The organism is Phenylobacterium sp. GW821-FHT12F10 (genome assembly GCF_058806695.1).
In genome coordinates, this window is sequence record NZ_JBXAPY010000001.1 from 362,624 (window position 1) to 385,106 (window position 22,483).

28 protein-coding genes are annotated in these 22,483 nt (G+C 69.4%); 16 read left to right on the top strand and 12 right to left on the bottom strand.

Going from position 1 to position 22,483, the window contains the following annotated elements; genetic code table 11:
* Window positions 1-13 precede the first annotated feature (13 nt).
* Window positions 14-553: a gamma-glutamylcyclotransferase gene (locus tag AC1RN5_RS01815; protein WP_493039572.1), complete on the top strand. Its 540-nt coding sequence runs from the start codon at window positions 14-16 to the stop codon at window positions 551-553.
* Here AC1RN5_RS01815 and AC1RN5_RS01820 read toward each other — a convergent pair.
* From AC1RN5_RS01820 to ftsE, 4 genes are read right to left on the bottom strand one after another with little or no spacing between them, the layout of a single operon-like run.
* The gene (locus tag AC1RN5_RS01820; protein ID WP_493039573.1) at window positions 501-1,253 is read right to left on the bottom strand and encodes a lysophospholipid acyltransferase family protein; all 753 of its coding nucleotides are present in this window, start codon (window positions 1,251-1,253) and stop codon (window positions 501-503) included. The genes AC1RN5_RS01815 and AC1RN5_RS01820 overlap by 53 nt on opposite strands.
* A 2-nt stretch (window positions 1,254-1,255) precedes the next feature.
* Window positions 1,256-1,873 (bottom strand): YdcF family protein, encoded by a 618-nt coding sequence (locus AC1RN5_RS01825; RefSeq protein WP_493039574.1) that lies wholly within the window; start codon window positions 1,871-1,873, stop codon window positions 1,256-1,258.
* Window positions 1,870-2,760 carry a cell division protein FtsX gene (locus AC1RN5_RS01830; RefSeq protein WP_493039575.1) on the bottom strand — a complete coding sequence of 297 codons (891 nt, stop codon included), beginning with the start codon at window positions 2,758-2,760 and terminating at the stop codon, window positions 1,870-1,872. The genes AC1RN5_RS01825 and AC1RN5_RS01830 overlap by 4 nt, the downstream gene beginning before the upstream one ends.
* Window positions 2,757-3,482, bottom strand: a complete 726-nt coding sequence (ftsE, locus tag AC1RN5_RS01835; RefSeq protein ID WP_421932891.1) for a cell division ATP-binding protein FtsE — start codon at window positions 3,480-3,482, stop codon at window positions 2,757-2,759. The genes AC1RN5_RS01830 and ftsE overlap by 4 nt, the downstream gene beginning before the upstream one ends.
* A gap of 298 nt (window positions 3,483-3,780) precedes the next feature.
* Between ftsE and AC1RN5_RS01840 the strand changes: the two genes are divergently transcribed.
* From AC1RN5_RS01840 to AC1RN5_RS01850, 3 genes are all read left to right on the top strand, one after another.
* Window positions 3,781-4,674, top strand: coding sequence for an MJ0042-type zinc finger domain-containing protein (locus AC1RN5_RS01840; protein WP_493039576.1), 894 nt, complete (start codon window positions 3,781-3,783; stop codon window positions 4,672-4,674).
* A complete protein-coding gene (locus tag AC1RN5_RS01845) occupies window positions 4,667-5,209 on the top strand; it encodes a phosphoribosyltransferase (RefSeq protein ID WP_493039577.1) in 543 nt (180 codons plus the stop codon). Before AC1RN5_RS01840 ends, AC1RN5_RS01845 begins: the two co-directional genes overlap by 8 nt.
* Window positions 5,210-5,335: 126 nt before the next feature.
* Window positions 5,336-5,770 (top strand): hypothetical protein, encoded by a 435-nt coding sequence (locus AC1RN5_RS01850; RefSeq protein WP_304700383.1) that lies wholly within the window; start codon window positions 5,336-5,338, stop codon window positions 5,768-5,770.
* 2 nt (window positions 5,771-5,772) lie between these two features.
* Here AC1RN5_RS01850 and lysA read toward each other — a convergent pair whose 3' ends face one another.
* From lysA to argH, 3 genes are read right to left on the bottom strand one after another with little or no spacing between them, the layout of a single operon-like run.
* Window positions 5,773-7,041, bottom strand: coding sequence for a diaminopimelate decarboxylase (gene lysA / locus AC1RN5_RS01855; protein WP_493039578.1), 1,269 nt, complete (start codon window positions 7,039-7,041; stop codon window positions 5,773-5,775).
* A complete protein-coding gene (locus tag AC1RN5_RS01860) occupies window positions 7,038-7,322 on the bottom strand; it encodes a hypothetical protein (RefSeq protein ID WP_493039579.1) in 285 nt (94 codons plus the stop codon). The genes lysA and AC1RN5_RS01860 overlap by 4 nt, the downstream gene beginning before the upstream one ends.
* Complete coding sequence (gene argH, locus AC1RN5_RS01865; RefSeq protein WP_493039580.1) at window positions 7,319-8,737, bottom strand: argininosuccinate lyase; 1,419 nt, start codon at window positions 8,735-8,737, stop codon at window positions 7,319-7,321. The genes AC1RN5_RS01860 and argH overlap by 4 nt, the downstream gene beginning before the upstream one ends.
* Here argH and AC1RN5_RS01870 point away from each other — a divergent pair, their 5' ends adjacent.
* Window positions 8,738-9,361, top strand: coding sequence for a TlpA family protein disulfide reductase (locus AC1RN5_RS01870; RefSeq protein WP_493039581.1), 624 nt, complete (start codon window positions 8,738-8,740; stop codon window positions 9,359-9,361).
* A 201-nt stretch (window positions 9,362-9,562) separates the two neighbouring features.
* The gene (locus tag AC1RN5_RS01875; RefSeq protein ID WP_304697500.1) at window positions 9,563-9,766 is read left to right on the top strand and encodes a cold-shock protein; all 204 of its coding nucleotides are present in this window, start codon (window positions 9,563-9,565) and stop codon (window positions 9,764-9,766) included.
* Window positions 9,767-9,898: 132 nt separating this feature from the next.
* Here AC1RN5_RS01875 and AC1RN5_RS01880 read toward each other — a convergent pair whose 3' ends face one another.
* The 3 genes from AC1RN5_RS01880 to AC1RN5_RS01890 all read right to left on the bottom strand — a co-directional run bounded on the left by AC1RN5_RS01880 (window position 9,899) and on the right by AC1RN5_RS01890 (window position 11,519).
* Window positions 9,899-10,321 carry a helix-turn-helix domain-containing protein gene (locus AC1RN5_RS01880; protein ID WP_493039582.1) on the bottom strand — a complete coding sequence of 141 codons (423 nt, stop codon included), beginning with the start codon at window positions 10,319-10,321 and terminating at the stop codon, window positions 9,899-9,901.
* A gap of 605 nt (window positions 10,322-10,926) precedes the next feature.
* Window positions 10,927-11,271 (bottom strand): c-type cytochrome, encoded by a 345-nt coding sequence (locus AC1RN5_RS01885; protein WP_493039583.1) that lies wholly within the window; start codon window positions 11,269-11,271, stop codon window positions 10,927-10,929.
* Window positions 11,271-11,519, bottom strand: coding sequence for a hypothetical protein (locus AC1RN5_RS01890; RefSeq protein WP_493039584.1), 249 nt, complete (start codon window positions 11,517-11,519; stop codon window positions 11,271-11,273). The genes AC1RN5_RS01885 and AC1RN5_RS01890 overlap by 1 nt, the downstream gene beginning before the upstream one ends.
* A gap of 167 nt (window positions 11,520-11,686) precedes the next feature.
* Here AC1RN5_RS01890 and ccoN point away from each other — a divergent pair, with 167 nt between their 5' ends.
* The 10 genes from ccoN (at window position 11,687) to AC1RN5_RS01940 (ending at window position 21,494) form a co-directional block, all read left to right on the top strand.
* On the top strand, window positions 11,687-13,345 hold the full coding sequence (gene ccoN, locus AC1RN5_RS01895) for a cytochrome-c oxidase, cbb3-type subunit I (RefSeq protein WP_493039585.1): 1,659 nt from the start codon (window positions 11,687-11,689) through the stop codon (window positions 13,343-13,345).
* An 11-nt stretch (window positions 13,346-13,356) separates the two neighbouring features.
* Window positions 13,357-14,094, top strand: a complete 738-nt coding sequence (gene ccoO / locus AC1RN5_RS01900) for a cytochrome-c oxidase, cbb3-type subunit II (RefSeq protein WP_493039586.1) — start codon at window positions 13,357-13,359, stop codon at window positions 14,092-14,094.
* The gene (locus AC1RN5_RS01905) at window positions 14,091-14,270 is read left to right on the top strand and encodes a cbb3-type cytochrome c oxidase subunit 3 (protein ID WP_304697491.1); all 180 of its coding nucleotides are present in this window, start codon (window positions 14,091-14,093) and stop codon (window positions 14,268-14,270) included. Before ccoO ends, AC1RN5_RS01905 begins: the two co-directional genes overlap by 4 nt.
* Complete coding sequence (gene ccoP / locus AC1RN5_RS01910) at window positions 14,257-15,123, top strand: cytochrome-c oxidase, cbb3-type subunit III (protein WP_493039587.1); 867 nt, start codon at window positions 14,257-14,259, stop codon at window positions 15,121-15,123. Before AC1RN5_RS01905 ends, ccoP begins: the two co-directional genes overlap by 14 nt.
* 11 nt (window positions 15,124-15,134) lie before the next feature.
* Entirely contained in the window at window positions 15,135-16,643 is a 1,509-nt protein-coding gene (gene ccoG / locus AC1RN5_RS01915; RefSeq protein WP_493039588.1) for a cytochrome c oxidase accessory protein CcoG, read from the top strand.
* Window positions 16,640-17,128, top strand: coding sequence for a FixH family protein (locus AC1RN5_RS01920; RefSeq protein WP_493039589.1), 489 nt, complete (start codon window positions 16,640-16,642; stop codon window positions 17,126-17,128). The genes ccoG and AC1RN5_RS01920 overlap by 4 nt, the downstream gene beginning before the upstream one ends.
* A complete protein-coding gene (locus AC1RN5_RS01925) occupies window positions 17,119-19,290 on the top strand; it encodes a heavy metal translocating P-type ATPase (RefSeq protein WP_493039590.1) in 2,172 nt (723 codons plus the stop codon). Before AC1RN5_RS01920 ends, AC1RN5_RS01925 begins: the two co-directional genes overlap by 10 nt.
* Window positions 19,287-19,451 carry a cbb3-type cytochrome oxidase assembly protein CcoS gene (ccoS, locus tag AC1RN5_RS01930; protein ID WP_421932873.1) on the top strand — a complete coding sequence of 55 codons (165 nt, stop codon included), beginning with the start codon at window positions 19,287-19,289 and terminating at the stop codon, window positions 19,449-19,451. Before AC1RN5_RS01925 ends, ccoS begins: the two co-directional genes overlap by 4 nt.
* A 67-nt stretch (window positions 19,452-19,518) precedes the next feature.
* Complete coding sequence (gene hemN / locus AC1RN5_RS01935; protein WP_493039591.1) at window positions 19,519-20,916, top strand: oxygen-independent coproporphyrinogen III oxidase; 1,398 nt, start codon at window positions 19,519-19,521, stop codon at window positions 20,914-20,916.
* On the top strand, window positions 20,916-21,494 hold the full coding sequence (locus tag AC1RN5_RS01940) for an NAD(P)H-dependent oxidoreductase (protein WP_493039592.1): 579 nt from the start codon (window positions 20,916-20,918) through the stop codon (window positions 21,492-21,494). Before hemN ends, AC1RN5_RS01940 begins: the two co-directional genes overlap by 1 nt.
* Here AC1RN5_RS01940 and AC1RN5_RS01945 read toward each other — a convergent pair.
* Complete coding sequence (locus AC1RN5_RS01945; RefSeq protein WP_493039593.1) at window positions 21,491-22,000, bottom strand: pyridoxamine 5'-phosphate oxidase family protein; 510 nt, start codon at window positions 21,998-22,000, stop codon at window positions 21,491-21,493. The two genes, AC1RN5_RS01940 and AC1RN5_RS01945, sit on opposite strands and share 4 nt — an antisense overlap.
* Before the next feature lie 85 nt (window positions 22,001-22,085).
* Window positions 22,086-22,472, bottom strand: a complete 387-nt coding sequence (locus tag AC1RN5_RS01950) for a response regulator transcription factor (RefSeq protein ID WP_493039594.1) — start codon at window positions 22,470-22,472, stop codon at window positions 22,086-22,088.
* Window positions 22,473-22,483: the final 11 nt, after the last annotated feature.

Below are 22,483 nucleotides of genomic sequence, written 5' to 3' on the forward strand. Positions count from 1 at the left end.
GGAACGGCGGGCCATGTCTGTTGAGCGTTGGGTTTTCGGTTACGGATCGTTGATGTGGCGACCTGGCTTTGACTATGTCGAGCGCCAGGGCGCCACCCTACATGGCCGCCGCCGCGCCTTCTGCATCTATTCCGTCCACCACCGGGGCACCTATGAACGCCCGGGCCTGGTGCTCGGTCTCGCCCCGGGCGGCGCGGTGCGCGGGGCGGCCTATCGGGTGGCCGAAAAGGACTGGGAGTCCGTCTACGCCTATCTGCGGGAACGCGAGCAGCCCACGGAGACCTATGTCGAAAGCTCGGCCTTCGTCCGCCTGGCCGACGGCCGGCGGGTGGAGACCCTGGTCTTCCTCTCCGACATCGGCCATCCGCAGTGGGCCGGCGCTCTGAGTCTGGAGCGCCAGGCCGAGCTAATCTGCGGGGCCACGGGCCTGTCGGGACGCAATGTCGACTATCTGCGCGACCTGGTGGACCACCTGCGAGAGGAGGGGGTCCACGACGCGGTCATGTCGCGGTTGCTGGGGCTGGTCGAGCAATGTGAGCGGGATCTTCGTTGACCAGCCGGTTGGTGGCGGTCTCGATGCGATCCTGCAGGGTGCGCATGAACTCCGCCCGCTTCAGTCCGGCCGGGATCGGCTCCAGGTACTCGAAGACGATGGTTCCCGGGATGCGCTGGAAGCCGTGGCGCGGCCAGTGGACTCCGGCGTTGGTGGCCATCGGATAGACGGGCAGGTCCAGCTCGCGATACAGGGCCGCGATGCCGGGCTTGTAGTCCCCGGGCACGCCGGGCTCGACCCGCGTGCCCTCCGGGAAGATCACCAGCTGGCGGGGGATCTTGAAGCGGTCTTTGGCGTCCTTCACCAACTTGCGCAGGGCCGTGGCCTGGCCGGCGCGGTCGACCTCGATCATGGTCGCCTTCTGGGCGAACCAGCCGAAGAACGGGATCCACATCAGCTCCTTCTTGGTGACGAAGCAGGCGTCCGGCAGCAGGGAGAACTGGGCGAAGACGTCGAACATGCACTGGTGCTTGGGCGCCACCAGGGCCGGGGTGGTGGGGATGAACTGCCGGCCGCGCACCTCGACCTTGATGTCGGCCACCACCTTCAGCAGCCAGATGATCCCCCGGCTCCACAGGTGGAACACCGCGATCGTCCAGCTGCGCGGCGCGAGCAGCAGCGGGGGCAGCAGCAGGACCGCGACGAAGGCCGACCAGGCATAGAAGGTCACGACGAAGAGGATGGAGCGCAGGTTCTGCAAGGTCAGGCCTTCTTGTCTTGGACCGGGGCCTCTTTGGGCCCCAGGCTCCGCACCGCCTCGCGGCCGAGGATCGCCAGATACTTGGAATATTCCACGATCATCAAGCGGGCGCCGCCGGTGGTGCGCCACCAGCGCTTGGAGTCCACCACCTTGGTGGCCACCGGATAGGGGCGCAGGTCGATGTCGGGCATGGTGGCCCGCAGCTCCAGCATGGCGCGGGGCATGTGGTAGTCGGCGGTGACCACGATGAGGCTGTGATAGCGCAGCTTGTGGGCCCAGTCGGCGGTCTCCCGGGCGTTGCCCACCGTGTCGGCGGCGGTGAAGTCCAGATCGACGCAGCAGTCATATAGCCGGCGAACCGCCTTGCTCACCGTGCGGATGTCCTCGCGGCTGGCCTCGGGATTGACCCCGGAAACCAGCATCCGGGCGGCCTTGCCGTCCTCCAGCAGGCTGACGCCGGCGGCCAGGCGCTCATTGGAGCCCGCCCCGGTCAGGGCCACGACGCCGTCCGCCCGCGCCGGCTCGGGCGGCGGGGTCGAGGTCTCGATCCGCGCGGTGAAGGCGAGCAGCCCCGCCGTCCAGATCGCGGTCAGAACCAGCAGGGCGACCAGGCTTCTCATGTCATCTTCGCGATCAGGGCCTGGGCGGTGAGGCGCGCGGCCACCGCCGCCACCAGGCCCGCGGCCACGGGGCAGGGCAGGACGGCCAGCAGGTCGGTCCAGGCGATGGGCAGCACAGGGGTCAAGCCTTGGCCCCCTCCCATGAGGCGCAGTATCGCCCCCATGATCGCCGCCCCGCCCGCGCCGAACAAGCCCGCGACGGCGGCCATGCGGGCGAACCGCACCTGGAACAGCCGGGCGATGAAATTGTCCTCGGCGCCGGCCAGGTGCAGCACCTCCACCACCTCGTGGCGGGCGGTGAGACCCGCGCGGGTGGCGAAGGCCACGACGGCCCCGGCGGCGGCGGCGATCAGGGCGAAGACTCCGATCCCGATCCAGCGGGCGAAGCCGGCGGCGTGCTGGATGTCCTTGAGCCAGACCGAGTGGTCGTCCACCACGGCGTCGAGGCCCTGGGCCTTGAGGGCCTTGTCCAGGGCCTGGGCCGTGGCCGGCGCCTTGCGGTCCAGCTCCACGGCCACCAGCCGGGGCACCGGCAGGTCGTCCAGGTCGGCGGCGTCGCCGAGCCAGGGGGCCACCAGGGCCTCGGCCTTCTCCTTTTCCAGGGCGCGGACCTCGCCGACCCCGGGCACCCCGGAGAGCGCTTCGGCGGCGCGGGCGGCGGCGCTGTCGGGGGTCTCGGCGCCCTTGGGCCGCACGATCACCGTGGCCTGGCCGGTGAGCTGGTCGCTCCAGCCCCGGGCGGCCCGGTCGGTGGCGAGCACGGTGAGCGCCGTCAGGCAGGCCAGGAAACAGAGGGTCGCCACCACGAAGGTCAGGGACCCGTCCCGGGCGTCGGCCTCGGGCAGGAAGGGAGCGGGCTTCCAGCGGCCCGGATCGAAGTCGGTCATGCCGCGCCCCCGACGGGTCCGAGGGCCGTCAGCCGTCCATCCTCCAGGTGCAGCACCGGCTTGCCCGAGCGGGCCACCAGGTCCTGGTCGTGGGTGGCGATCAGCACCGTGGTGCCCAGGCGGTTGAGCTCCACGAACAGCCGCAGGATGCGCAGGCCCATCTCGTGGTCGACGTTCCCGGTGGGCTCGTCGGCCAGCAGGATGTCGGGGCGGTTGACCACGGCGCGCGCGATGGCCAGGCGCTGCTTCTCGCCGCCGGCCAGGGTCGCGGGCATGGCGTGCATGCGGCTGCGCAGCCCCACCCAGGCCAGCAGTTCGGCCACGTCCTGCCGGTAGCTGTCGGGCTTGCGGCCGGCGATCCGGAGGGGCAGGGCGGCGTTGTCGAAGGCGGTCATGTGGTCCAGCAGCCGGAACTCCTGGAACACCACCCCGATCCGCCGGCGGAGCATCGGCTGTTCCTTCACGGGGATGGCCGACACGTCCTGGCCGAACAGGTGCATCAGGCCCTTGGAGGGCTTGGCGGCGAGGTAGATCAGCTTCAGCAGCGAGCTCTTGCCCGCGCCGGAGGCTCCGGTGAGGAAGTGGAACGACCCCGGGGCCAGGGAAAAGCTTAGGTCCTTGAGCGTTTCCGGGCCCCGGCCATAGCGCATCGACACATCGTCGAAGGCCAGGATGGCCCGGTCGGCGTCGAGCGCGCCCTGCGCATGCGGCTGTCTGGACATCGGCCTTCCCGGCTACCCTAAGCTCGAACGATGCGCCAGCGGAACCGCCGCCGGGGCCGGCGCCTCGCGCCCCCACTCGCCCACGGCGCGAATCTGGCACGGACGATCGGTCGCCCCCAGGAATTGCGGGGGCGCAAGTCCCAAATTCCAGGAATCGCGATAAGACTGCGCGTTGGAGTCGCAGTCCGGTCCGGGGGCCGGAGGGGATTTGATCGCCGATACGACAAATGATACCGGGGCGGCCTCAAGAAGGCCGTTCGAAACCAATAACTTGGGCTAAGAGACCAATTCAGCCTTCATGATCCTCACCTGTCCAGAGTGCACGACCAGCTACTTCGTGGACGACCGCAAGGTCGCCCCGGAGGGCCGCACGGTGAAGTGCGCCTCCTGCGGTCACAAGTGGACGGCCTATCCCGAGGCGGCCCTGGAGCTGGACCTGTCGGAGGAGGAGGGCGCCATCGCCCGCGAGGCGCCCGAGCCCGAGCTCGAGGCGCCGGCGGCGCTCAGCGACCTGCCGGGCGCCGAACTGCCCAAGGTGATCCGCGCCAAGGTGGAGACCAGCCGCAAGGTGCGCGAGGCGGCCGCCCACGGCATCGTCTGGGCCGGCATGGCCGCGACGCTCGCCGTCGTGGTGGGCCTGGCCGTCGTGTTCCGCGTCGACGTGGTCAAGATCATGCCGGGCTCGGCCAGGGCCTATGCTCTGGCCGGCCTGCCGGTGAACACGCTGGGCCTGGTGATCGAGGGGCCCCGCGCCGAGCCGGCCCTGCAGGACGGCCACGCGGCGCTGTCGATCTCGGGCATGATCCGCAATGTCGAGGATCACCCGATCGTCACCCCGCCCCTGAAGATCGAGCTGCTGAACAAGGCCGGCAAGGCCATCGTCACCAAAATCGCCCGCCCCGCCGATCCGGTGGTGCCGCCGGGCGAGACCCGCCACTTCGCGCTGGCCATCCTCGACCCGCCCACCACGGCCCACGACCTGCAGATCTCCTTCGCGCCGGACACCGAGACCTCCAAGGGCAAGAAGACCCACGCCAAGGCGCCGATCCCCGCGCCCTCCCACGCCCCGTCCCTGCGCGGCGCCTCGGAGGCGCCGGAACCCGAGACCCAAACGCCAGGCCTCGCCCCCTCGCCGGTGGAGGCCAAGCCGCTGTCCTCCGACAGTCCCTACGCCCTGGAGCCCCATGGCTGATCCCAGTGTCGGGGGCCGCGTCCCCACCGTCCTGCTGAGCGAGGCCGAGGTCGCGGCCCGGGTCGAGGCCCTGGCCGCCCAGATCGCCCCCCGCATCGACGACGACACCGTGGCCGTCTGTCTGCTCACCGGGGGGCTGTGGTTCGCCTCGGACCTGACCCGGGCCCTGTCGCGCCAGGGCCGTCACGTCCGCTTCGACGCCCTGTGGCTGGCCTCCTATGGCGACGAGCGCGCCAGCCTGGGCCGCTGCGAGGTCCGCGCCGACCTGCAGCGCCCCCTGTCGGGCCGCACCGCCCTGATCATTGACGACGTCATCGACACCGGCCTGTCCCTGTCGGAGGCCAGCCGTCTGGTCCGCGACGCGGGCGCCGCCCAGGCCTTCACCTGCGTCTTCGCCTCCAAGCCCTGGCCCACGCCGCGGGCCATCGTCCCGGACTTCGTCGCCTGGGAGGCGCCGGCGCGGTATCTCGTCGGCTACGGCATGGACGCAGCTGGGGCCCTGCGGGGGTTGCCGTACATCGGGGCCCTGGACTGACGGTCATGGGCCCTGCCCAGGCATGTCGCCTGCATGACTAGGCGCCGCCCGAAAACGGAGGCGAGGAGCGTGTCGGAAGGAAAGAGAAAAGTCCAAGGACTGATATTTGACCAGACACGAGTAACGTTGGCGGTCGTGTTCATCGCGTCGCTATGGGCATTCGTCACGTCGCTTTTTATTATTGGCGCGCAATCGGAAAGACCTACCAGTCCGATTGGTTGGTTCTATCTCTCCGTCGCAATTCCCTTTGGGATCTATGCCCTTTTGGGCAGCGGCACGATGCTCATAGCTTTCGCTAGGTCCACCACCTTCTACGTCGCCCGTGACAAGCTATTCTTCGTGGGATGGGCAAATTGGTCTTGGAAGCTCAGCGACCTAGTCTCCGTTGAAGGTCGGGGCGTTGGGAGATCCAAGGCCTTGGTCTTCAAGCTTAAGGACGGTCGGGAGAAGCCGCTCTCCATCATCCTCTTGCGCGACGACGCGGCACGTGTGGCCGACGCTGTGCGCGAACTCATTCAGCCTTCGGTCTCTGAAGCCACAGCCACTTCGCACGGCGCCTGAAGTCAGAGCCAGTCGGGCATCCGTTCCCTGGCGAGCATGTCCTCATAGGTCGGGCGCGGGCGGATCACCGCGAACTTGTCGCCGTTCACCAGGACCTCGGGCACCAGCAGGCGGCTGTTGTACTCGCTCGACATCACCGCCCCGTAGGCGCCGGCGCTCATGAAGGCCACCAGGTCGCCAGCCTCCAGGCGGGGCAGGTCGCGGTCGCGGGTGAAGGTGTCGCCGGTCTCGCAGATCGGACCGACCACGTCATAGGTGACAGGGTCGCCGGCCCGGATCTTCACCGGGCGGATGTCGTGATAGGCGTCGTACATGGCCGGCCGGATCAGGTCGTTCATGGCCGCGTCCAGCACCACGAACTTCCGTCCCTCGGGCCGTTCGTGGATGTGTTGCACCCTCGACAGCAGGATCCCGGCGTTGGCGCAGATCATCCGGCCGGGCTCGAAGGCGAACTGGACGTCCAGGCCGTGCATGGTGCGCGCGATCATCGCGGCGTACTCGGCCGGCGAGGCCGGCGTGGGCATGTTGAAATAGGGCACGCCGAGGCCGCCGCCCAGGTCCAGGCGCTCGACGGCCAGGCCCTCGCCGCGCAGGCGCTCGACGAGGCCGCGCATCTTGACGAAGGCTTCCTCCAGCGGGGCCAGGTGGGTGATCTGGCTGCCGATGTGGCAGGTGACGCCGACGGGCTTGAGGCCGGCGTTGTTGGAGGCCTGGGCGTAGAGCCGCTCGGCCTCGGAGAAGGAGACCCCGAACTTGTTGTCGGACTTGCCGGTGGAGATCTTGGCGTGGCCGCCGGCCGAGACGTCGGGGTTCACCCGGATGGCGATCACGGCCCGGGTCCCCATCGACTGGGCGACCTGGGAGGCCATGTGCATCTCGGGCTCGGACTCGACATTAATCTCGCCGACCCCGTGCTTGAGGGCGAAGGCGATCTCCGCCTCGGTCTTGCCGACGCCGGAGAAGACGATGCGCTCGGGGGGCACGCCGGCGGCCAGCGCGCGGCGGATCTCCCCCTCGGAGACCGTGTCGGCCCCGGCGCCCATCCGGGCCAGGGTGCGCAGCACCGCGACGTTGGAATTGGCCTTCACGGCGAAGGCGATCAGCGGGTCGCCCAGGCCCTCATTGACCAGGGCGTCGCGCAGCACCGTGTAGTGCCGCTCCAGGGTGGCCGTGGAATAGACATAGACCGGCGTGCCGACCGCCTCGGCGATGGCGGTCAGGCTGACGTCCTCGCAGGCGAGCTCGCCGCCCGTGACCTCGAAGTGGTTCATCGCGGGCGGGCGTAGGGGTCGTTGAGGGCGCCCTGAGGTCCGCTGGCCATGGGATTGTTGGTGCTCTCGATGGGAACCGAGCGCGAGGGCGAAGGGTCGGAATTGGTGTCGCGCGGATCGATGGTGCGGATCGAGCGGGTGGGCTCGGCGCCGGCGTCGGCGTTCGAGCGGGCGTGGCCGATGGGGCCGGGACGTTCCAGTTCGCCCATCTTGCCGCAGGCCGACAGGCCGGCGGCGGCGAGCGCGAGGGCTGCGATCATCACGAGGGGGCGAAGGGTCATTTCAGCATATCCTTCCAACGCGCGATCTGAGCGCGAACCTGGTCCGGCGCGGCGCCGCCGTAGCTTTTGCGGCTTCCGACCGAAGCGCGCGGTGTCAGAACGTCATAGACCTCGGCCGTGATCCCCTGGGACAGGGCCTGGAGCTCCTTGAGCGGCAGGTCGGAGAGGTCGCAGCCGAGCGCCTCGGCCCGCTTCACCGCCGTGCCGGTGACATGGTGGGCGTCGCGGAAGGGCATGTCGAGGGTCCGCACCAGCCAGTCGGCCAGGTCGGTGGCGGTGGAGAAGCCTGCGCCGGCCGCCGCCGCCATCCGGGCCGAGACCGGCTCCATGTCGGCCACCATCCCGGCCATGGCCGCCAGCGACAGCTCCAGGGCGTCGAAGGCCTCGAAGGTGGGGACCTTGTCCTCCTGCATGTCCTTGGAATAGGCCAGCGGCAGGCCCTTCATCACCACGGCCAGCTGGGTGAAGGAGCCGAGCAGGCGGCCCACCTTGGCGCGCACCAGTTCGGCGGCGTCGGGGTTCTTCTTCTGCGGCATGATCGAGGAGCCGGTGGTGAAGGCGTCGGTCAGCTTGATGAAGCCGAACTGCGGCGTCATCCAGACCACGATCTCCTCGGCCAGGCGCGACAGGTGGATGGCCGCCATGGTGGCCGCCGCCAGGGCCTCGAGCGCGAAGTCGCGGTCCGAGACGCTGTCCAGGGAATTGGCGGTGGGCCGGTCGAAGCCCAGGGCGCGGGCGGTGGCGTCGCGGTCGATGGGGAAGGGGGAGCCGGCCAGGGCCGCGGCGCCCAGCGGGCACTCGTTCATGCGGCGTCGGGCGTCGGAGAAGCGGCCGGCGTCACGGCCGAACATCTCCACATAGGCCATCAGGTGGTGGCCGAAGGTGACGGGCTGGGCCGGCTGCAGGTGGGTGAAGCCCGGCATCAGGGTCTCGGCGTGGGCCTCGGCCTTGGCGATCAGGGCGTGCTGAAGGGCGCGCAACTGGGCGACGGTGCGGTCGCAGGCGTCGCGCACCCACAGGCGGAAGTCGACCGCCACCTGGTCGTTGCGCGAGCGCGCGGTGTGCAGCCGGCCGGCCACCGGACCGATCAGCTCCCGCAGCCGGGCCTCCACGTTCATGTGGATGTCCTCGAACTCGTCGCGGAACGGGAAGGTCCCGGCGGCGATCTCGGCCTCGATGGCCTGCAGGCCGCCCTGGATGGCCTGCTCGTCGGCGCTTGTAATGACGCCCTGCTTGCGCAACATCGCCGCGTGCGCGCGGGACCCCGCCAGGTCCTGCGGCGCCAGGCGCTTGTCGAACCCGATGGAGACGTTGATCGCCTGCATCAGTTCGGCCGGTTTGGCGCTGAACCTTCCGCCCCACATGGCCTGGCCAGATGCGGGCTTGTCAGAACCGTGAGTGGAGTCGTCGGACATATGAGCCAAGCACCCGAGGAGACGGCGAAGCCCAAATCGGGCCTCCTGAAAGGCGCGCTCTGGGGCGTCGCCCTGCTGGGCGTCGCGGCGGTTGTCTACATCATGGCGCAGGCATCCATAAACCCCCGCCAGACAACCAGTCTGAAGACTCTGGCCAAGGGCGAGATGGCCAAGCTGGTCTTCCCGGCCGAGGCCGGCCCCGCGCCGGCCACCAGCTTCCAGGGCGCGAACGGCGAGACACTCCGCCTGGCGGACTTCAAGGGCAAGGTGGTGGTGGTCAATATGTGGGCCACCTGGTGCGGTCCCTGCGTGATCGAGATGCCCACCCTGGCCAAGCTGGCGGCCGAATATCAGGGGCAGCCGGTGGCCGTCGTGGCGGTGAGCGTCGATGGCGACCGGGACGCCGACAAGGCCCGCGCCTTCATCGGCCAGCACGCGCCCCTGGTCTTCTACCGGGACCCGAAGCTGAAGCTGCCCTACGATTTCAAGCCCGCCGCCACAGGCATGCCCACAACCGTCATCTTCGGCAAGGACGGGGTCGAACGCGCCCGCCTGTCGGGCGGCGCCGACTGGTCGGGACCCGACGCCAAGGCGGTGATCGACAAGGTGCTGGCCGAAAGCTGACCGCCATTTTGGGTTGACCGTTTCGCCGGGGCGTTGAACAAATTCCCCCGCAATCGCTGATTTGGGCCTGCAGACGTTCTTCCCCCCGCCCTCGGCGGACCCGAACAAAGCGCCGTTCCCAGACCACCAGGATTGTCACCCGGGCGAACTCGCGCAGGCCTGATCGTCCACCTGAAACGGCTTGTCAGGGAGCGACACGACATGGCCACCGGTTCGGTCAAGTGGTTCAACACCACCAAGGGCTACGGCTTCATCCAACCTGACGACGGCGGCAAGGACGTCTTCGTCCACATCTCCGCGGTCGAACGCGCGGGCCTGCGCGCCCTCAACGAGGGGCAGAAGGTGAGCTACCAGGAGAAGGAAGAGCGCGGGAAGATCGCCGCGGTCGACCTGAAGGCGGAGTAGGGCTCGGGGCCCGGTCCGGGGAACGTCGACGGAGGCCCTCTCCCGGCGGAGGCGCCGTCCGTTGCCGGTTGGACGAAGCCGCGGCCGGATCGGCCGCGTCGCCGTCCCCGCTTCCCCCTCGGCCTGCCGCGGCTAGGCCATTTCCTTTTGCTTGCTGCGCAGGGCGCCTTCCGGGCCCGCCAGGGCGCGCATGAAGCTCACCAGCGAGGCGCGCGCGTCCTGGGGCAGCTTCTCGAAGGCGGCCAGGAGCTCGAGGGCCCCGGGCGTCCGCATGCGCGAAAGCAGGTCCAGGTCGCCCACGGCGTCATGGCCAGGGGTGTCCAGCACGTCCATCAGGTCGACGACCCGGCAGCGCAGGGCGCGCGCGATCTGCACCAGGCGGGAGAAGGAGATGCGGTTGGCGCCGTTCTCGTACTTCTGAATCTGCTGGAAGCTGACGCCGCATTGTTCAGCGAGAGCTTCCTGCGACATCCCGATGGTGCGTCTGCGGATGCGCACCGCCGCGCCGAGCGCGACGTCCATCGGATCGGGGGTCTTGTTGGATAGCTCCGCCACGGTGTTTTTCTCCTGGGCCTTTCGGCGCGCACGATCGGGGGAAACCAGCGCGTCACTGCAAGATTCGGTGAGTAAAGGCGAATATTACAACTTTGCAAAGCGACATGACGGTCGCACCCCGACATTGTGCCGGTCAGAGCGGACAAAGGCGTGAAAAACCCCGCGTTCTCAGTGTCGAAACTTGAAAATCAGTCCTCACGGCCGCCCATTTGCGGTCTCATGGCTGTCACATGACGCGCATTACGCCCCTCGATCCCGGCGCCACCGGTGTCCTGCATTTGGGCCTATACTCATATTGGGTAGAAATCGCTCAGCGAACTTGAGTTTTGGATTTCACCAGATCGGGTAGTGCAACCGACGCGAGTTCTCAAAACTGAGCGCGAGCGAGCCGCGCCGTGTCGCGGCGGCGCATCGCCCGGTGAATACCGCACGGCGACTTTTCGACCCGCCGAAAGGCGCGAGTATCGCGCCCGGGCGCCCGGCGGAGTGGAAATCGGCCTGCTCAGGCCAGCGGATTCTGCGCCGGACCTTGAGCCGGTCGGGCGATCGGGCGGCGCGGCGGAGGCGGGGCGGGTCGTTCCGCTGCGAGCGAAACGCGGTGGCGCCTAGGGGCGCTCGAGGCTGTTCAGATAGGCCGCCACGTCGCTGGCCTCGTCCGAATGGATGGCGAAGGGCGCCATGTCGTAGTGGCCGGTCTCGCTGATCTCGGTCAGCCGGCGCTGCAGGGTCAGGGGAACGAAGCGGCCGGCCAGCAGGCGGAACGGCGGCGCCTTGCGGCGCGGGCTCGCCCCCGTGGCGCCGACGGTGTGGCACGCCGCGCAGTTGCGCTCGGCGAAGACGCGGCCGCGGGCTTGCGCGGCGGCGACCGGATCGGCGGCGGCCTGGGCCGCGCCCGCCGCGGCGATGGCCAGGACGGCGGCGAAGGTCGCTGTGGCGAAGATGCGGGCCATCAGCGGGCCCGGGGCGCCTTGGCCGCGACCCGCGCCAGGCGCTGCTCGGCGGCGCCCCAGAGGCTCAGGGCGGCCAGGGCCAGCAGGGGGGCGGCGTAGCAGGCCCAGCAGTGAGCGTCCCCGGCCTGGTCGAGGCCGCAGATCACGCCGCGCTGCGAGGTGGTCCAGATGTGAGCGAGCGCCACGCCGGCGGTTCCCGCGGCGGCGGCGGCCAGGGCCGCGACGGCGGCGAACAGGGCGGACTGCATCGGGTCCGCTGATTGAATACGAGGCATCGGGTTCCTGCTCCACTGCCGGATATCCGGCCTGGACAGTGGTGCCCCGCGACCTCTTGGATGGCGTTGATCTACGTCAAGGCCTTACCCCACGATACCCGGCATCCCCCGACCACATTCGCTAAGCGGGTTGGGGATTCATGACACAGGTTTCGATCCGGCAGGACGACGGCGCGCCATTGGACGCTGTTCTGCTCTATATATTCACAGGCGTCGGGGCCTTCGGGGCCCTGCTCGCCGCGGCGTTCACCCAGGATCCGCTGTTCCGGTTCCACGCCTTCATCTTCCTGGCGGCCTTCGTCCTGGGCGCGGCGGCCATGACGGCCGGGGTGGCCTACGGGAAGTTCAAGCCTGATCCAGGCCGCTATTCCGACGGCGTGATCCGCGCCGGGGTGATCGCCACCATGTTCTGGGCGGTGGTCGCCATGCTGGTGGGGGTGGTCATCGCCGCCCAGCTGTCCTGGCCCAACATCTTCTACTTCCCCGAGGCGGGCTGGCTGAACTTCGGCCGCCTGCGCCCCCTGCACACCTCCGGCGTGATCTTCGCCTTCGGCGGCAACGCCCTGATCGCCACCTCCTTCTGGGTGGTGCAGCGGACCTGCCGCGCGCGGCTGGCCGGCGGCGTCGCCCCCTGGTTCGTCTTCTGGGGCTATCAGCTATTCATCGTCCTGGCGGCCACCGGCTACCTGGCGGGCATCACCCAGTCCAAGGAATACGCCGAGCCCGAGTGGTACGTCGACCTGTGGCTGACCGTGGTCTGGGTCGCCTATCTGCTGGTCTTCCTGGGCACCATCTGGAAGCGGAAGGAACCCCACATCTACGTGGCCAACTGGTTCTATCTCGCCTTCATCATCACCATCGCCATCCTGCACATCGTCAACAACATGGCCCTGCCCGTGGGCCTGCTGAACCATCGCAGCTACTCGGTCTATGCCGGGGTCCAGGACGCCCTGGTGCAGTGGTGGTACGGCCACAACGCAGTCGGCTTCTTCCTGACCGCCGGCTTCCTGGGGATGATGTACTACTTCGTGCCCAAGCGGGCCGAGCGGCCGGTCTATTCGTACCGCCTGTCCATCGTCCACTTCTGGTCGCTGATCTTCATCTACATCTGGGCGGGCCCGCACCACCTGCACTACACGGCCCTGCCGCAGTGGACCCAGACCCTGGGCGCCACCTTCTCCATCATGCTCTGGATGCCCTCCTGGGGCGGCATGATCAACGGCCTGATGACGCTCTCGGGCGCCTGGGACAAGCTGCGCACCGACCCGGTCATTCGGATGATGGTGGTGGCCCTGGCCTTCTACGGCATGTCCACCTTCGAAGGCCCGCTGATGAGCCTGCGGGAGGTCAACGCGCTCTCCCACTACACCGACTGGACCATCGGCCACGTGCACTCCGGCGCGCTCGGCTGGGTCGGCTTCATCAGCTTCGGCGCCGTCTACTGCATGGTTCCGTGGCTGTGGAAGAAGGACAAGCTCTACTCCAACCAACTGGTGGAGTGGCACTTCTGGATCGCGACGACGGGCATCCTGCTCTACATCGCCGCGATGTGGGTCTCCGGCATCATGGAGGGCCTGATGTGGCGCGAGTACACGCCGCAAGGCTTCCTGGCCAACAGCTTCGTCGAGACTGTCGCGGCCAAGCATATCGAGAACATCATCCGGACTCTTGGAGGTCTCATGTACCTCTCGGGCGCCGTGATCATGTCCTACAACCTGTGGCGGACGGTTCGGATGCCGGGTCATGAGGCCCTGCCTCAAGGCGCCAGCTCGCTCCCCGCCTTCGTCGCGGCTGAGTAGGGGGCCAGACCATGTGGAAGAAACACGCCAACTTCGAGCGTCATTCGCTCTGGATGATCATCGGCATCGTCATCGTCGTCTCCATCGGCGGCCTGGTGGAGATCTCGCCGCTCTTCTACCTCGAGAGCACGATCGAGAAGGTGGACGGGGTTCGCCCCTACACCCCCCTCGAACTCGAGGGCCGGGACATCTACGTCCGGGAGGGCTGCTATGTCTGCCACTCGCAGATGATCCGCCCCCTGCGCGACGAGGTCGAACGCTACGGTCACTACAGCCTCGCCGCCGAGAGCATGTACGACCACCCGTTCCAGTGGGGGTCCAAGCGCACCGGGCCTGACCTGGCCCGAGTCGGGGGCAAGTACTCCGACGGCTGGCACCGTGACCACCTGACCGATCCCCGGTCGGTGGTGCCGGAATCGGTGATGCCGCCCTACGCCTTCCTGCGTGACAAGGATCTCGACTATCGCGACATCCAGGACAAGCTGGCCGCGATGACCAAGGTCGGGGTGCCCTACACCCAGGATCAGATCGACCACGCCACGGACGATCTGGAGGCCCAGGCCGATCCCTTCGACTCCCGCGCCACGGCCCTGAAGAAGCGTTACGGCGCCAAGATCGCCCAGCGCGACTTCGACGGCGATCCCGGCCGGCTGACCGAGATGGACGCCCTGATCGCCTATCTCCAGATGCTGGGCGGCCTGGTGGACTTCCGGACCTATCACGCGGAAAGCCCGGAGAATCAGCGATGAGCGACCTCTCTTACGAGGCGCTCGCGCGCTTCGCCCAGCAGGGCGGCACCCTCTACTTTGGGCTGCTGTTCTTCGCCGGCTTGATCTACGCCCTCTGGCCACGTCACGCCGAAGATTTCAAACGCCTCGCGGCTCTGCCGCTGGAGGACAGTGAGGACGACCATGTCCCATCGTGAAACCGACGAACATTCCGGCGTCGAAACCACCGGCCACGAGTGGGACGGCATTCGGGAACTCGACAATCCGCTGCCCCGCTGGTGGCTGTACATCTTCTACGGCTGCATCGTCATCGCGGCGATCTACTGGGTGCTGATGCCCTCCTGGCCGGGCGTCAACAGCTACGCCAAGGGGGTCCTGCACCAGTCCGACCGCGTCGAGGTGGCCAAGCAGCTGGCCGAACTGCAGCACCTGCGCGGCGCCGAGGGGGCCATGCTCCGGACCGCCTCGCTGGAGACCATCGAGAAGGATCCCAAGCTCCAGGCCTACGCCCTGGCGGTGGGCCAGTCGGTGTTCGGCGACAACTGCGCCACCTGTCACGGCGTGGGCGGCACCGGCGCCAAGGGTTACGCCAACCTGCGCGATGACGTCTGGCTCTGGGGTGGCACCCTGGAGGACATCCAGCACACCATCCAGGTGGGGATCCGCTCGGATAACCCGCACGCACGCCAGTCGCAGATGCCGGCCTTCGGTCGGGATCAGATGCTGCAGCCGGCCCAGGTCGACGACCTGACCGAGTTCGTGGTCGCCCTCTCGCGGCGGCCGGCCAATGTGGCCGCCATCAAGCGCGCCGCGCCGGTCTTCATCGAGCAGTGCTCCATCTGCCACGGACCCCAGGGCAAGGGCGACATCACCAAGGGCGCCCCTGACCTGACCGACGCCGACTGGCTCTACGGGCCCGAACGCGCCGACATCCACAACCAGATCTGGAACGGCCAGGGTGGTGTCATGCCCACCTGGGAGGCCCGCTTCAGCCCCGAAACCATCAAGGCCCTGGCGGTCTACATCCACGCCAACGCCGGCGGCCAGTAGAGCGTACCCCCATGACCGTCGTCATCGATCGGACCAAGCCCACGCCGCCCCCGACCGGAGAGGGGTCCGGCCCCGTCTCCGCGGCGGCCAAGGCGCGGGCCAAGGGTTTCACCCTGGGCCTCTACAAGCCCCGGACCCCGATCTATCCCAAGCTGGTCCATGGCCAGTGGCGACGGATCAAGTGGATCCTGCTGATCGTCATGCTGACGATCTACTACGTCACCCCCTGGATCCGGTGGGAGCGCCCCGGCGCCCTTCCGGACCAGGCGGTGCTCGTCGACTTCGCCGGCGGTCGGTTCTACTTCTTCGGCATCCAGCTCTGGCCGCAGGAGGTCTATTTCATCACCGGCCTGCTGGTGATCTCGGCGCTCGCCCTGTTCCTGGTGACCGCCATGTTCGGTCGCCTCTGGTGCGGCTACGCCTGCCCGCAGACGGTGTGGACCGACCTCTTCATCTATGTGGAGCGGGCCTTCGAGGGCGACCGCAACGCCCGCATGAAGCTGGACGCCGATCCGTGGTCCTTCAACAAGGCCTGGCGCAAGATCGGCAAGCACGCCGTGTGGCTGGCCATCGGCTTCGGCACCGGCGGGGCGTGGATCTTCTACTTCCATGACGCGCCCACCCTGATCCGCCACTTCTGGATCGGCCAGGCGCCGGCCACCGCCTACATCTTCTGCGCCCTGCTCACGGTGACGACCTACGCCTTCGCGGGCTTCATGCGCGAGCAGGTCTGCACCTATCTCTGCCCCTGGCCCCGCATCCAGGGGGCGATGCTGGACGAGCATTCCCTGCAGGTCACCTACCGGCGCGACCGCGGCGAGACCCGCGGCCCCCACAAGAAGGGCGCGACCTGGGAGGGCCGCGGCGACTGCATCGACTGCAACGCCTGCGTGGTGGTCTGCCCCGCCGGCATCGACATCCGCGACGGCTCCCAGCTGGAGTGCATCAACTGCGGCCTGTGCATCGACGCCTGCGATGAGATCATGGAGAAGGTCGGCCGGCCCAAGGGGTTGATCGCCTACGACACCGACGCCGCCGTGGCCGCCCGCGTGGTCCGCCAGACCCCCGTCTATCGCCTGCTGCGCCCGCGGACCGCCTACTACGCCGTGGCGCTCACCCTGGTCAGCGCCCTGATGATCTGGGGCATGACCCACCGCAGCGCCCTGGACGTCCACGTCCTGCGCGACCGCAATCCGATGTTCGTGCGCCTGCATGACGGGGCCATCCGCGACGGGTACACCCTGAAGATCGCCAACCGCGGCTTCTATCCGAAGGATGTGGCGATCGCCTTCACCGGACCGCCGGGCGCCCGCCTGCGCACCCCCGGCGCGGCCACCGACGGCGAGGCCCTGCGGGTCCGCGTCGAGCCCAACGAGGTCCGCGCCGTGCGGGTCTTCGTCACCGTCCCGGCCGCCGCCATCGACGCCCCCAACATGCCCGCCGCCTTCGCCCTGCGGGCCGATGGGGACGCCATGACCGTCAAGACCAACTTCCTCTCGGGAGCCGCGAACGCGCGATGAGCCAGACCGCATCCCCCACCGGATTCCAGCTGCGTGGCCTCCACGTCCTGGCCATCATCGTCGGCTTCTTCCTCGTCGTGATCGCCGTGGACACCGGCTTCACCGTCATGGCCATCCGCACCTTCCCCGGAGAGGTCTCTGTGACCCCCTACGAGGACGGCGTCGCCTACAATAAGAAGCTCGCCCAGCTGGCGGCCCAGGATCGCCTCGGCTGGCGCGCCACCGCCCAGTCCGGCGCTGGTGGCGGCGTCACGGTGTCCTTCCGCGACCGCGCGGGGGCCCCGGTCACCGGGCTCGCCGTCCACGCCAAGCTGGAGCGCCCGGCCACCGAGTCCGGCCGCAAGACCGCCAAGTTCGCCGAGACCGCGCCCGGGACCTATGTCGCCCGCGTCGCCGGCCTCACCGGCGCCTGGGACCTGAGCCTGGTGGCCAGCAACCGCGCCGGCGCCCGCTTCGAGGCCGAGCGGAGGCTGACATGGCGGTGACCTACGACGCGGCGCCCGACTATTCGGCCTTCCTGAAGTCCGACAAGGACGGCGGCGCGACCCTGGACCTGCTGGTGAAGGGCGCGCGCTGCGCCGCCTGTCTGTCGAAGATCGAGACGGCGGTGGCCGCCATGCCCGGCGTCGAGCGCGCCCGCCTGAACCTCACCTCCGGCAAGTTCACCGTCACCTTCGCCGATCGCACCGGCGACCCCGCCCGGGTGATGAGCGTCCTGGAGCGGCTGGGCTATCCCTCCGCCCCCTACGATCCCGGCCTGGCCGCGGCCGCCCACGACAAGGAGGGCCGCCGCCTGGCCCTGGCGCTCGGCGTCGCCGCCTTCGGCGCCGGCAACGCCATGATGTTCTCGGTGCCCCTGTGGGCCGGCCTGTTCGGCCAGGAACTGGGGGACTCCACCCGCACCATGATGCAGATCCTCAGCGGTCTGATCGGCGCCCCCTGCGCCCTCTATGCCGGCATGCCCTTCTTCGAGTCCGCCTGGCGGTCCCTGAAGGTCGGCCGCGCCAACATGGACGTGCCGATCTCCCTGGGGGTCCTGCTGACCCTGGGGATCAGCTTCGTCGAGACCTTCCTGCACGGCCGCGACACCTATTTCGACGCCGCCGTCTCCCTGCTCTTCCTGCTGCTGATCGGCCGCTGGATGGATCACAAGCTGCGCAGCCGCGCCCGCAGCGCCGCCGCCGACCTGCTGGCCATGCAGGCGCCCAGCGCCACCGTCCTCGACGCCGCCGGCGCCCAGCACCGCAAGCCCCTCAGCGAGGTCGCCGTCGGCGATCTGATCCTGGTGCGGCCCGGCGAGCGCATCCCGGTCGACGCCCATGTGGAGTCCGGCCGCTCCGAGCTCGACAACGCCCTGCTGACCGGGGAGACGCGCCCCATCGCCGTGCGACCCGGCCAGGTCTGCCGCGCCGGGGGCCTCAATCTGTGGGGGACGCTCACCCTCCAGGCCCTGGCCCGCTCCGACGACTCCGCCGTGGCCGCCATCGCCCGGCTGGTGGACGCCGGCGCCCAGTCGAAGTCCCTCTATGTCCGCCTGGCCGACCGCGCCGCGGCCATCTATGTGCCCGTGGTCCACACCGCCGCGGCCCTGACCTTCGTCCTGGGCTGGGGCCTCGGCCTGGGTCCGCGCGAGGCCCTGTTGCGGGCCGTCGCGGTCCTGATCATCACCTGCCCCTGCGCGCTCGGCCTGGCCGTGCCGGCCGTGCAGATCACCGCCTCGGCGCGGCTGTTCCGCAAGGGGGTGCTGGTGAAGTCCGGCGCCGCCCTGGAGCGGCTGGCCGAGATCACCCACGTGGTGTTCGACAAGACCGGGGTCCTGACCCTGGGACGGCCGACTCTGGTGGACCCGGTCCCCGCCGCCATCGCCCTGGCCGCGCCCCTGGCGCGGGCCTCGGCCCATCCCCTGGCCCGCGCGCTCGCCGCCGAGGACCCGGGCGAGACCCTGGCCCAGGACGTGGTGGAGACCCCCGGCCAGGGCGTCGAGGGCGTGATCGGCGGCCGCCGCGCGCGCCTGGGCCGCGCCGCCTTCGTCGGCGTCGCCGAGCCCTCGGCCAACGAGAGCGAGTTCTGGTTCGCCTTCGAAGGCGAGACCAAGATCCGCTTCACCTTCCATGACGCCATCCGCCCCGACGCCCGGGCGGCCATCGAGGACCTGAAGGCCCGCGGCCTGACGGTGGAGATCCTCTCCGGCGACCACGCCGGTCCGGTGGCGGCCGTGGCCCACGAACTGGGCGTCGAACAGTGGCGCGCCGGCCTGACCCCCTTCGAGAAGTCCGAGGCCGTCGAGGCCCTGTCCCTGGCGGGCCAGAAGGTGCTGATGGTGGGCGACGGCCTCAACGACGCCGCGGCGCTCTCCAAGGCCCACGCCGCCATGGCGCCGGGCACGGCCCTGGACGCCAGCCAGAACGCCGCCGACCTGGTGTTCTCCGGCGAGGCCCTGGGGGCGGTGGTCACCGCCTTCGACGTCGCCCGCACGGCGCGCCGGCGGGCCTTGGAGAACTTCGGCTTCTCGGCCCTCTACAACCTGATCGCGGCGCCGGCGGCGATGCTGGGCCTGATCAATCCGTTCCTGGCGGCCCTGGCCATGTCGGGCTCCTCCTTGGCGGTCACGCTGAACGCCCTGCGCATGAACCGGGCCGGCCGATGAACATCTTCTTCCTGCTGGCCCCCTTCTCGGTCCTGCTGGCCCTCATCGGCCTGGGCGCCTTCTGGTGGACGGTCCGCAACGGCCAGTACGAGGACCCCGACGGCGACGCCGCCCGAATCCTCATCGACGACCCCGAGGACGCGCCGCTGCCGCGGGTTTGATCCAGGTCAGGGCGCGGGAAGGCCATTGAGTCTCAATGGCGCGAACACCGTTCCGGAGACCGCCGCCTTGTCGACCCCGCCCTCTGTCCTGCACGCTCCCAAGCCGGTCACCCTGGCGATGGACGAACTGATCGCCAAGTACGACGGTCGCGCCCCGCGCTATACGAGCTATCCCACCGCGGTCCAGTTCTCCCCCGAGGTCGACGCGGCCACCTACCGCCGCTGGCTCGCCGAGCTGCCGGCCACCGATCCGGTGTCGCTCTATCTGCACATCCCCTTCTGCGCCCAGCTCTGCTGGTACTGCGGCTGCAACACCCGGGCGGTGAACCGCCACGAGCCGGTGCGCGACTACGTCAATCACCTGATCACCGAGATGGACCTGCTGGAGCAGGCCCTGCCGCACCGCCTGGCGGCCAACGCCATCCACCTGGGCGGCGGCACCCCCAACATGCTGTCGCCGGAGGAGATGACCGCCATCTTCGGCCGGCTGCGCCAGATCTTCGACCTGACCGCCGACGCCGAGGTGGCCGCCGAGCTCGACCCGGGGGTCCTGACCCGCGACTGGGTGCAGGCCGCGGCCTCCCACGGCCTGTCGCGGGCGAGTCTGGGGGTGCAGAACCTGACGCCCGCCGTCCAGACCGCCGTGAACCGCGAGGTCAGCTTCGAACAGATCGCCGCCTGCGTCGGCTGGCTGCGGGAGGCTGGGGTCGGCTCCATCAACCTGGACCTGATGTACGGCCTGCCCAAGCAGACCACGGTCAACACCCTCAGCACGGTGGACAAGATCCTCACCCTGCGGCCCGAGCGCCTGGCCCTGTTCGGCTACGCCCACGTGCCCTGGATGAAGACCCACCAGCAGCTCATCGACGAGGCCGCCCTGCCGGGCGCCGCCGAGCGCCTGGACCAGAGCGAGGCGGCCGCCGAGCACCTGATGGCGGCGGGCTATGTCCGCATCGGCCTGGACCACTTCGCCCTGCCCACCGACGACCTGGCCCGCGCCCAGACCGAGCGCCGCCTGCGCCGCAACTTCCAGGGCTACACCACCGACAGCGCCCAGACCCTGCTGGGCCTCGGCGCCTCGGCCATCGGCAGCCTGCCCCAGGGTCTGGTGCAGAACGTGGCCCAGGAACTGGGCTGGCGCGCGGCGATCGCCGCCGGCGACCTCCCCATCGCCCGCGGTGTTCCGGTCACGCCGGAGGATCGGTTCCGCGGCGAGATCATCGAGCGGCTGATGTGCGACCTGCAGGTGGACCTCGGTGCGGTCTGCGCCCGTCACGGGCGCGTCCTGGCCGACCTCAAGGACGAACTCGCCGAGCTGACCGATTTCGCCGACGACGGCATGGTGGTGATGCAGGGCGACCGCCTGATTGTCACCGACCTTGGCCGCCTGGTGGTGAGGACCGTCTGCGCGGTCTTCGACACCTATTTCGCCCCTGAAGCCGGGCGCCACGCCAAGGCGCTTTGATGGCCCGCAAGATCGTCGTCATCAACGGTCACCCCGATCCCGCCGGCACGCGGTTCGCCGCGGCCTTGGCCGACGCCTATGTCCGGGGCGCCAGCGAGGCCGGCCACATGATCCGCCGAATCGACGTGGGCGCCCTCGACTTCCCGATGATCCATTCGAAACAGGACTTCGAGGACAGCCCGCCGCCGGCGGTGATCGCCAGCGCCCAGACGGCCATCGCCTGGGCCGACCATGTGGTGATCATCTTTCCGCTGTGGCTGGGGGGTGCGCCGGCCCTGCTGAAGGCCTTCCTGGAACAGGTGTTCCGCTACGGCTTCGCCCTGCGCAAGGACGGCGGCGGCATGGGCGGCCTGCTGAAGGGACGCTCGGCCCGGATGATCGTCACCATGGGCATGCCGGCCCCCATCTTCCGCTGGGTGTTCGACGCCGCCGGCCTGCGGGCCCTGGAGCGCGGCATCCTCTGGATCTCCGGGGTCAGCCCGATCCGGCACTCGATCCTGGGCGGTGTCGAGGGCAAGCCCGCCCGTCGGGAAGCCTGGCTTCGCACCATCGGCCGTCTCGGCGCGGCCGCGGCCTAGAGCCTCTCCACGCGCCAGTCCTCGACGATCCGCACCAGGTCCCGGCGGCCGGGCGGGACGGCGTAGTCGGTCAGGGCCACGATCTCCGGATCGGCCTGCAGCACCGCGACGGCCGCCGACAGGGGGTGGGGCGAAAACGCCTTCGCCTCGGCGCGCGCCCAGATGAGCTTGTTGATCTGCTCGATCCGGTGGGGCTCGGTCACCTCATGGACCCGGGCCGACATCGACAGGCCCCGGGCGCCCGGCGAACCGCCGCCGATCGCCAGGGACACCCGCGGGTCGCGGACGATGTTGGCGAACTTCTGGCTGTCGCGCGCCACCACGAAGCAGAGGGCGCGGCCCTCCCGCAGATAGTTGACCAGGGTCGCCTGGGGCCAGCCGTCGCTGCGGTTGGTGGCCACGCTCATCAGGTGGTTCTCGTCCAGCACCTCGACGATCCGCCGCTGCAGCTCGGCCTCCGGCGGGGCGGCGGAATCGGGGGTCGGGACGTCACCTTTCGGGCGCACGGCGAAATCTCCCTTGCAGTCGAGTTCATCTGGCGCGGGGTCGGGGCCGGGCGCCTTGATGGGAGTCAACTCGGCCGTGGGGGAGTTAGTTCAGGTTCGCCGCCTGCCGCTTCAGCGCCGCGTCGATCTCCGAGAGCAGGGCGTCCCCCAGCAGCGGCTTCTCGACGATCACCGCTCCCAGGGCCGCGGCGGTGTCGCGGACGCTTTGGCGGGGATGACTGGTGATCAGCAGGGCCGGCATGTCGATGGCGCGCGAGCGGAGTTCGGCCAGGCAATCGAGGCCGGTGAGGCCCCCCATGTTCTGGTCGAGCACCAGGCAGGCCGGGGCCCCCGGGAGGGTGCAGTTGAGAAGATCCTCGCCGCTGCCCAGGGCGGTCACCACGAAGCCGTCCAGCTCCAGGGTGAAGGTCAGGGCGGTGCGCAGGGCGATGTCGTCGTCCACGAGAATGATGTTGGGCGGGGGGTTCGACACGCAGTCCGGTC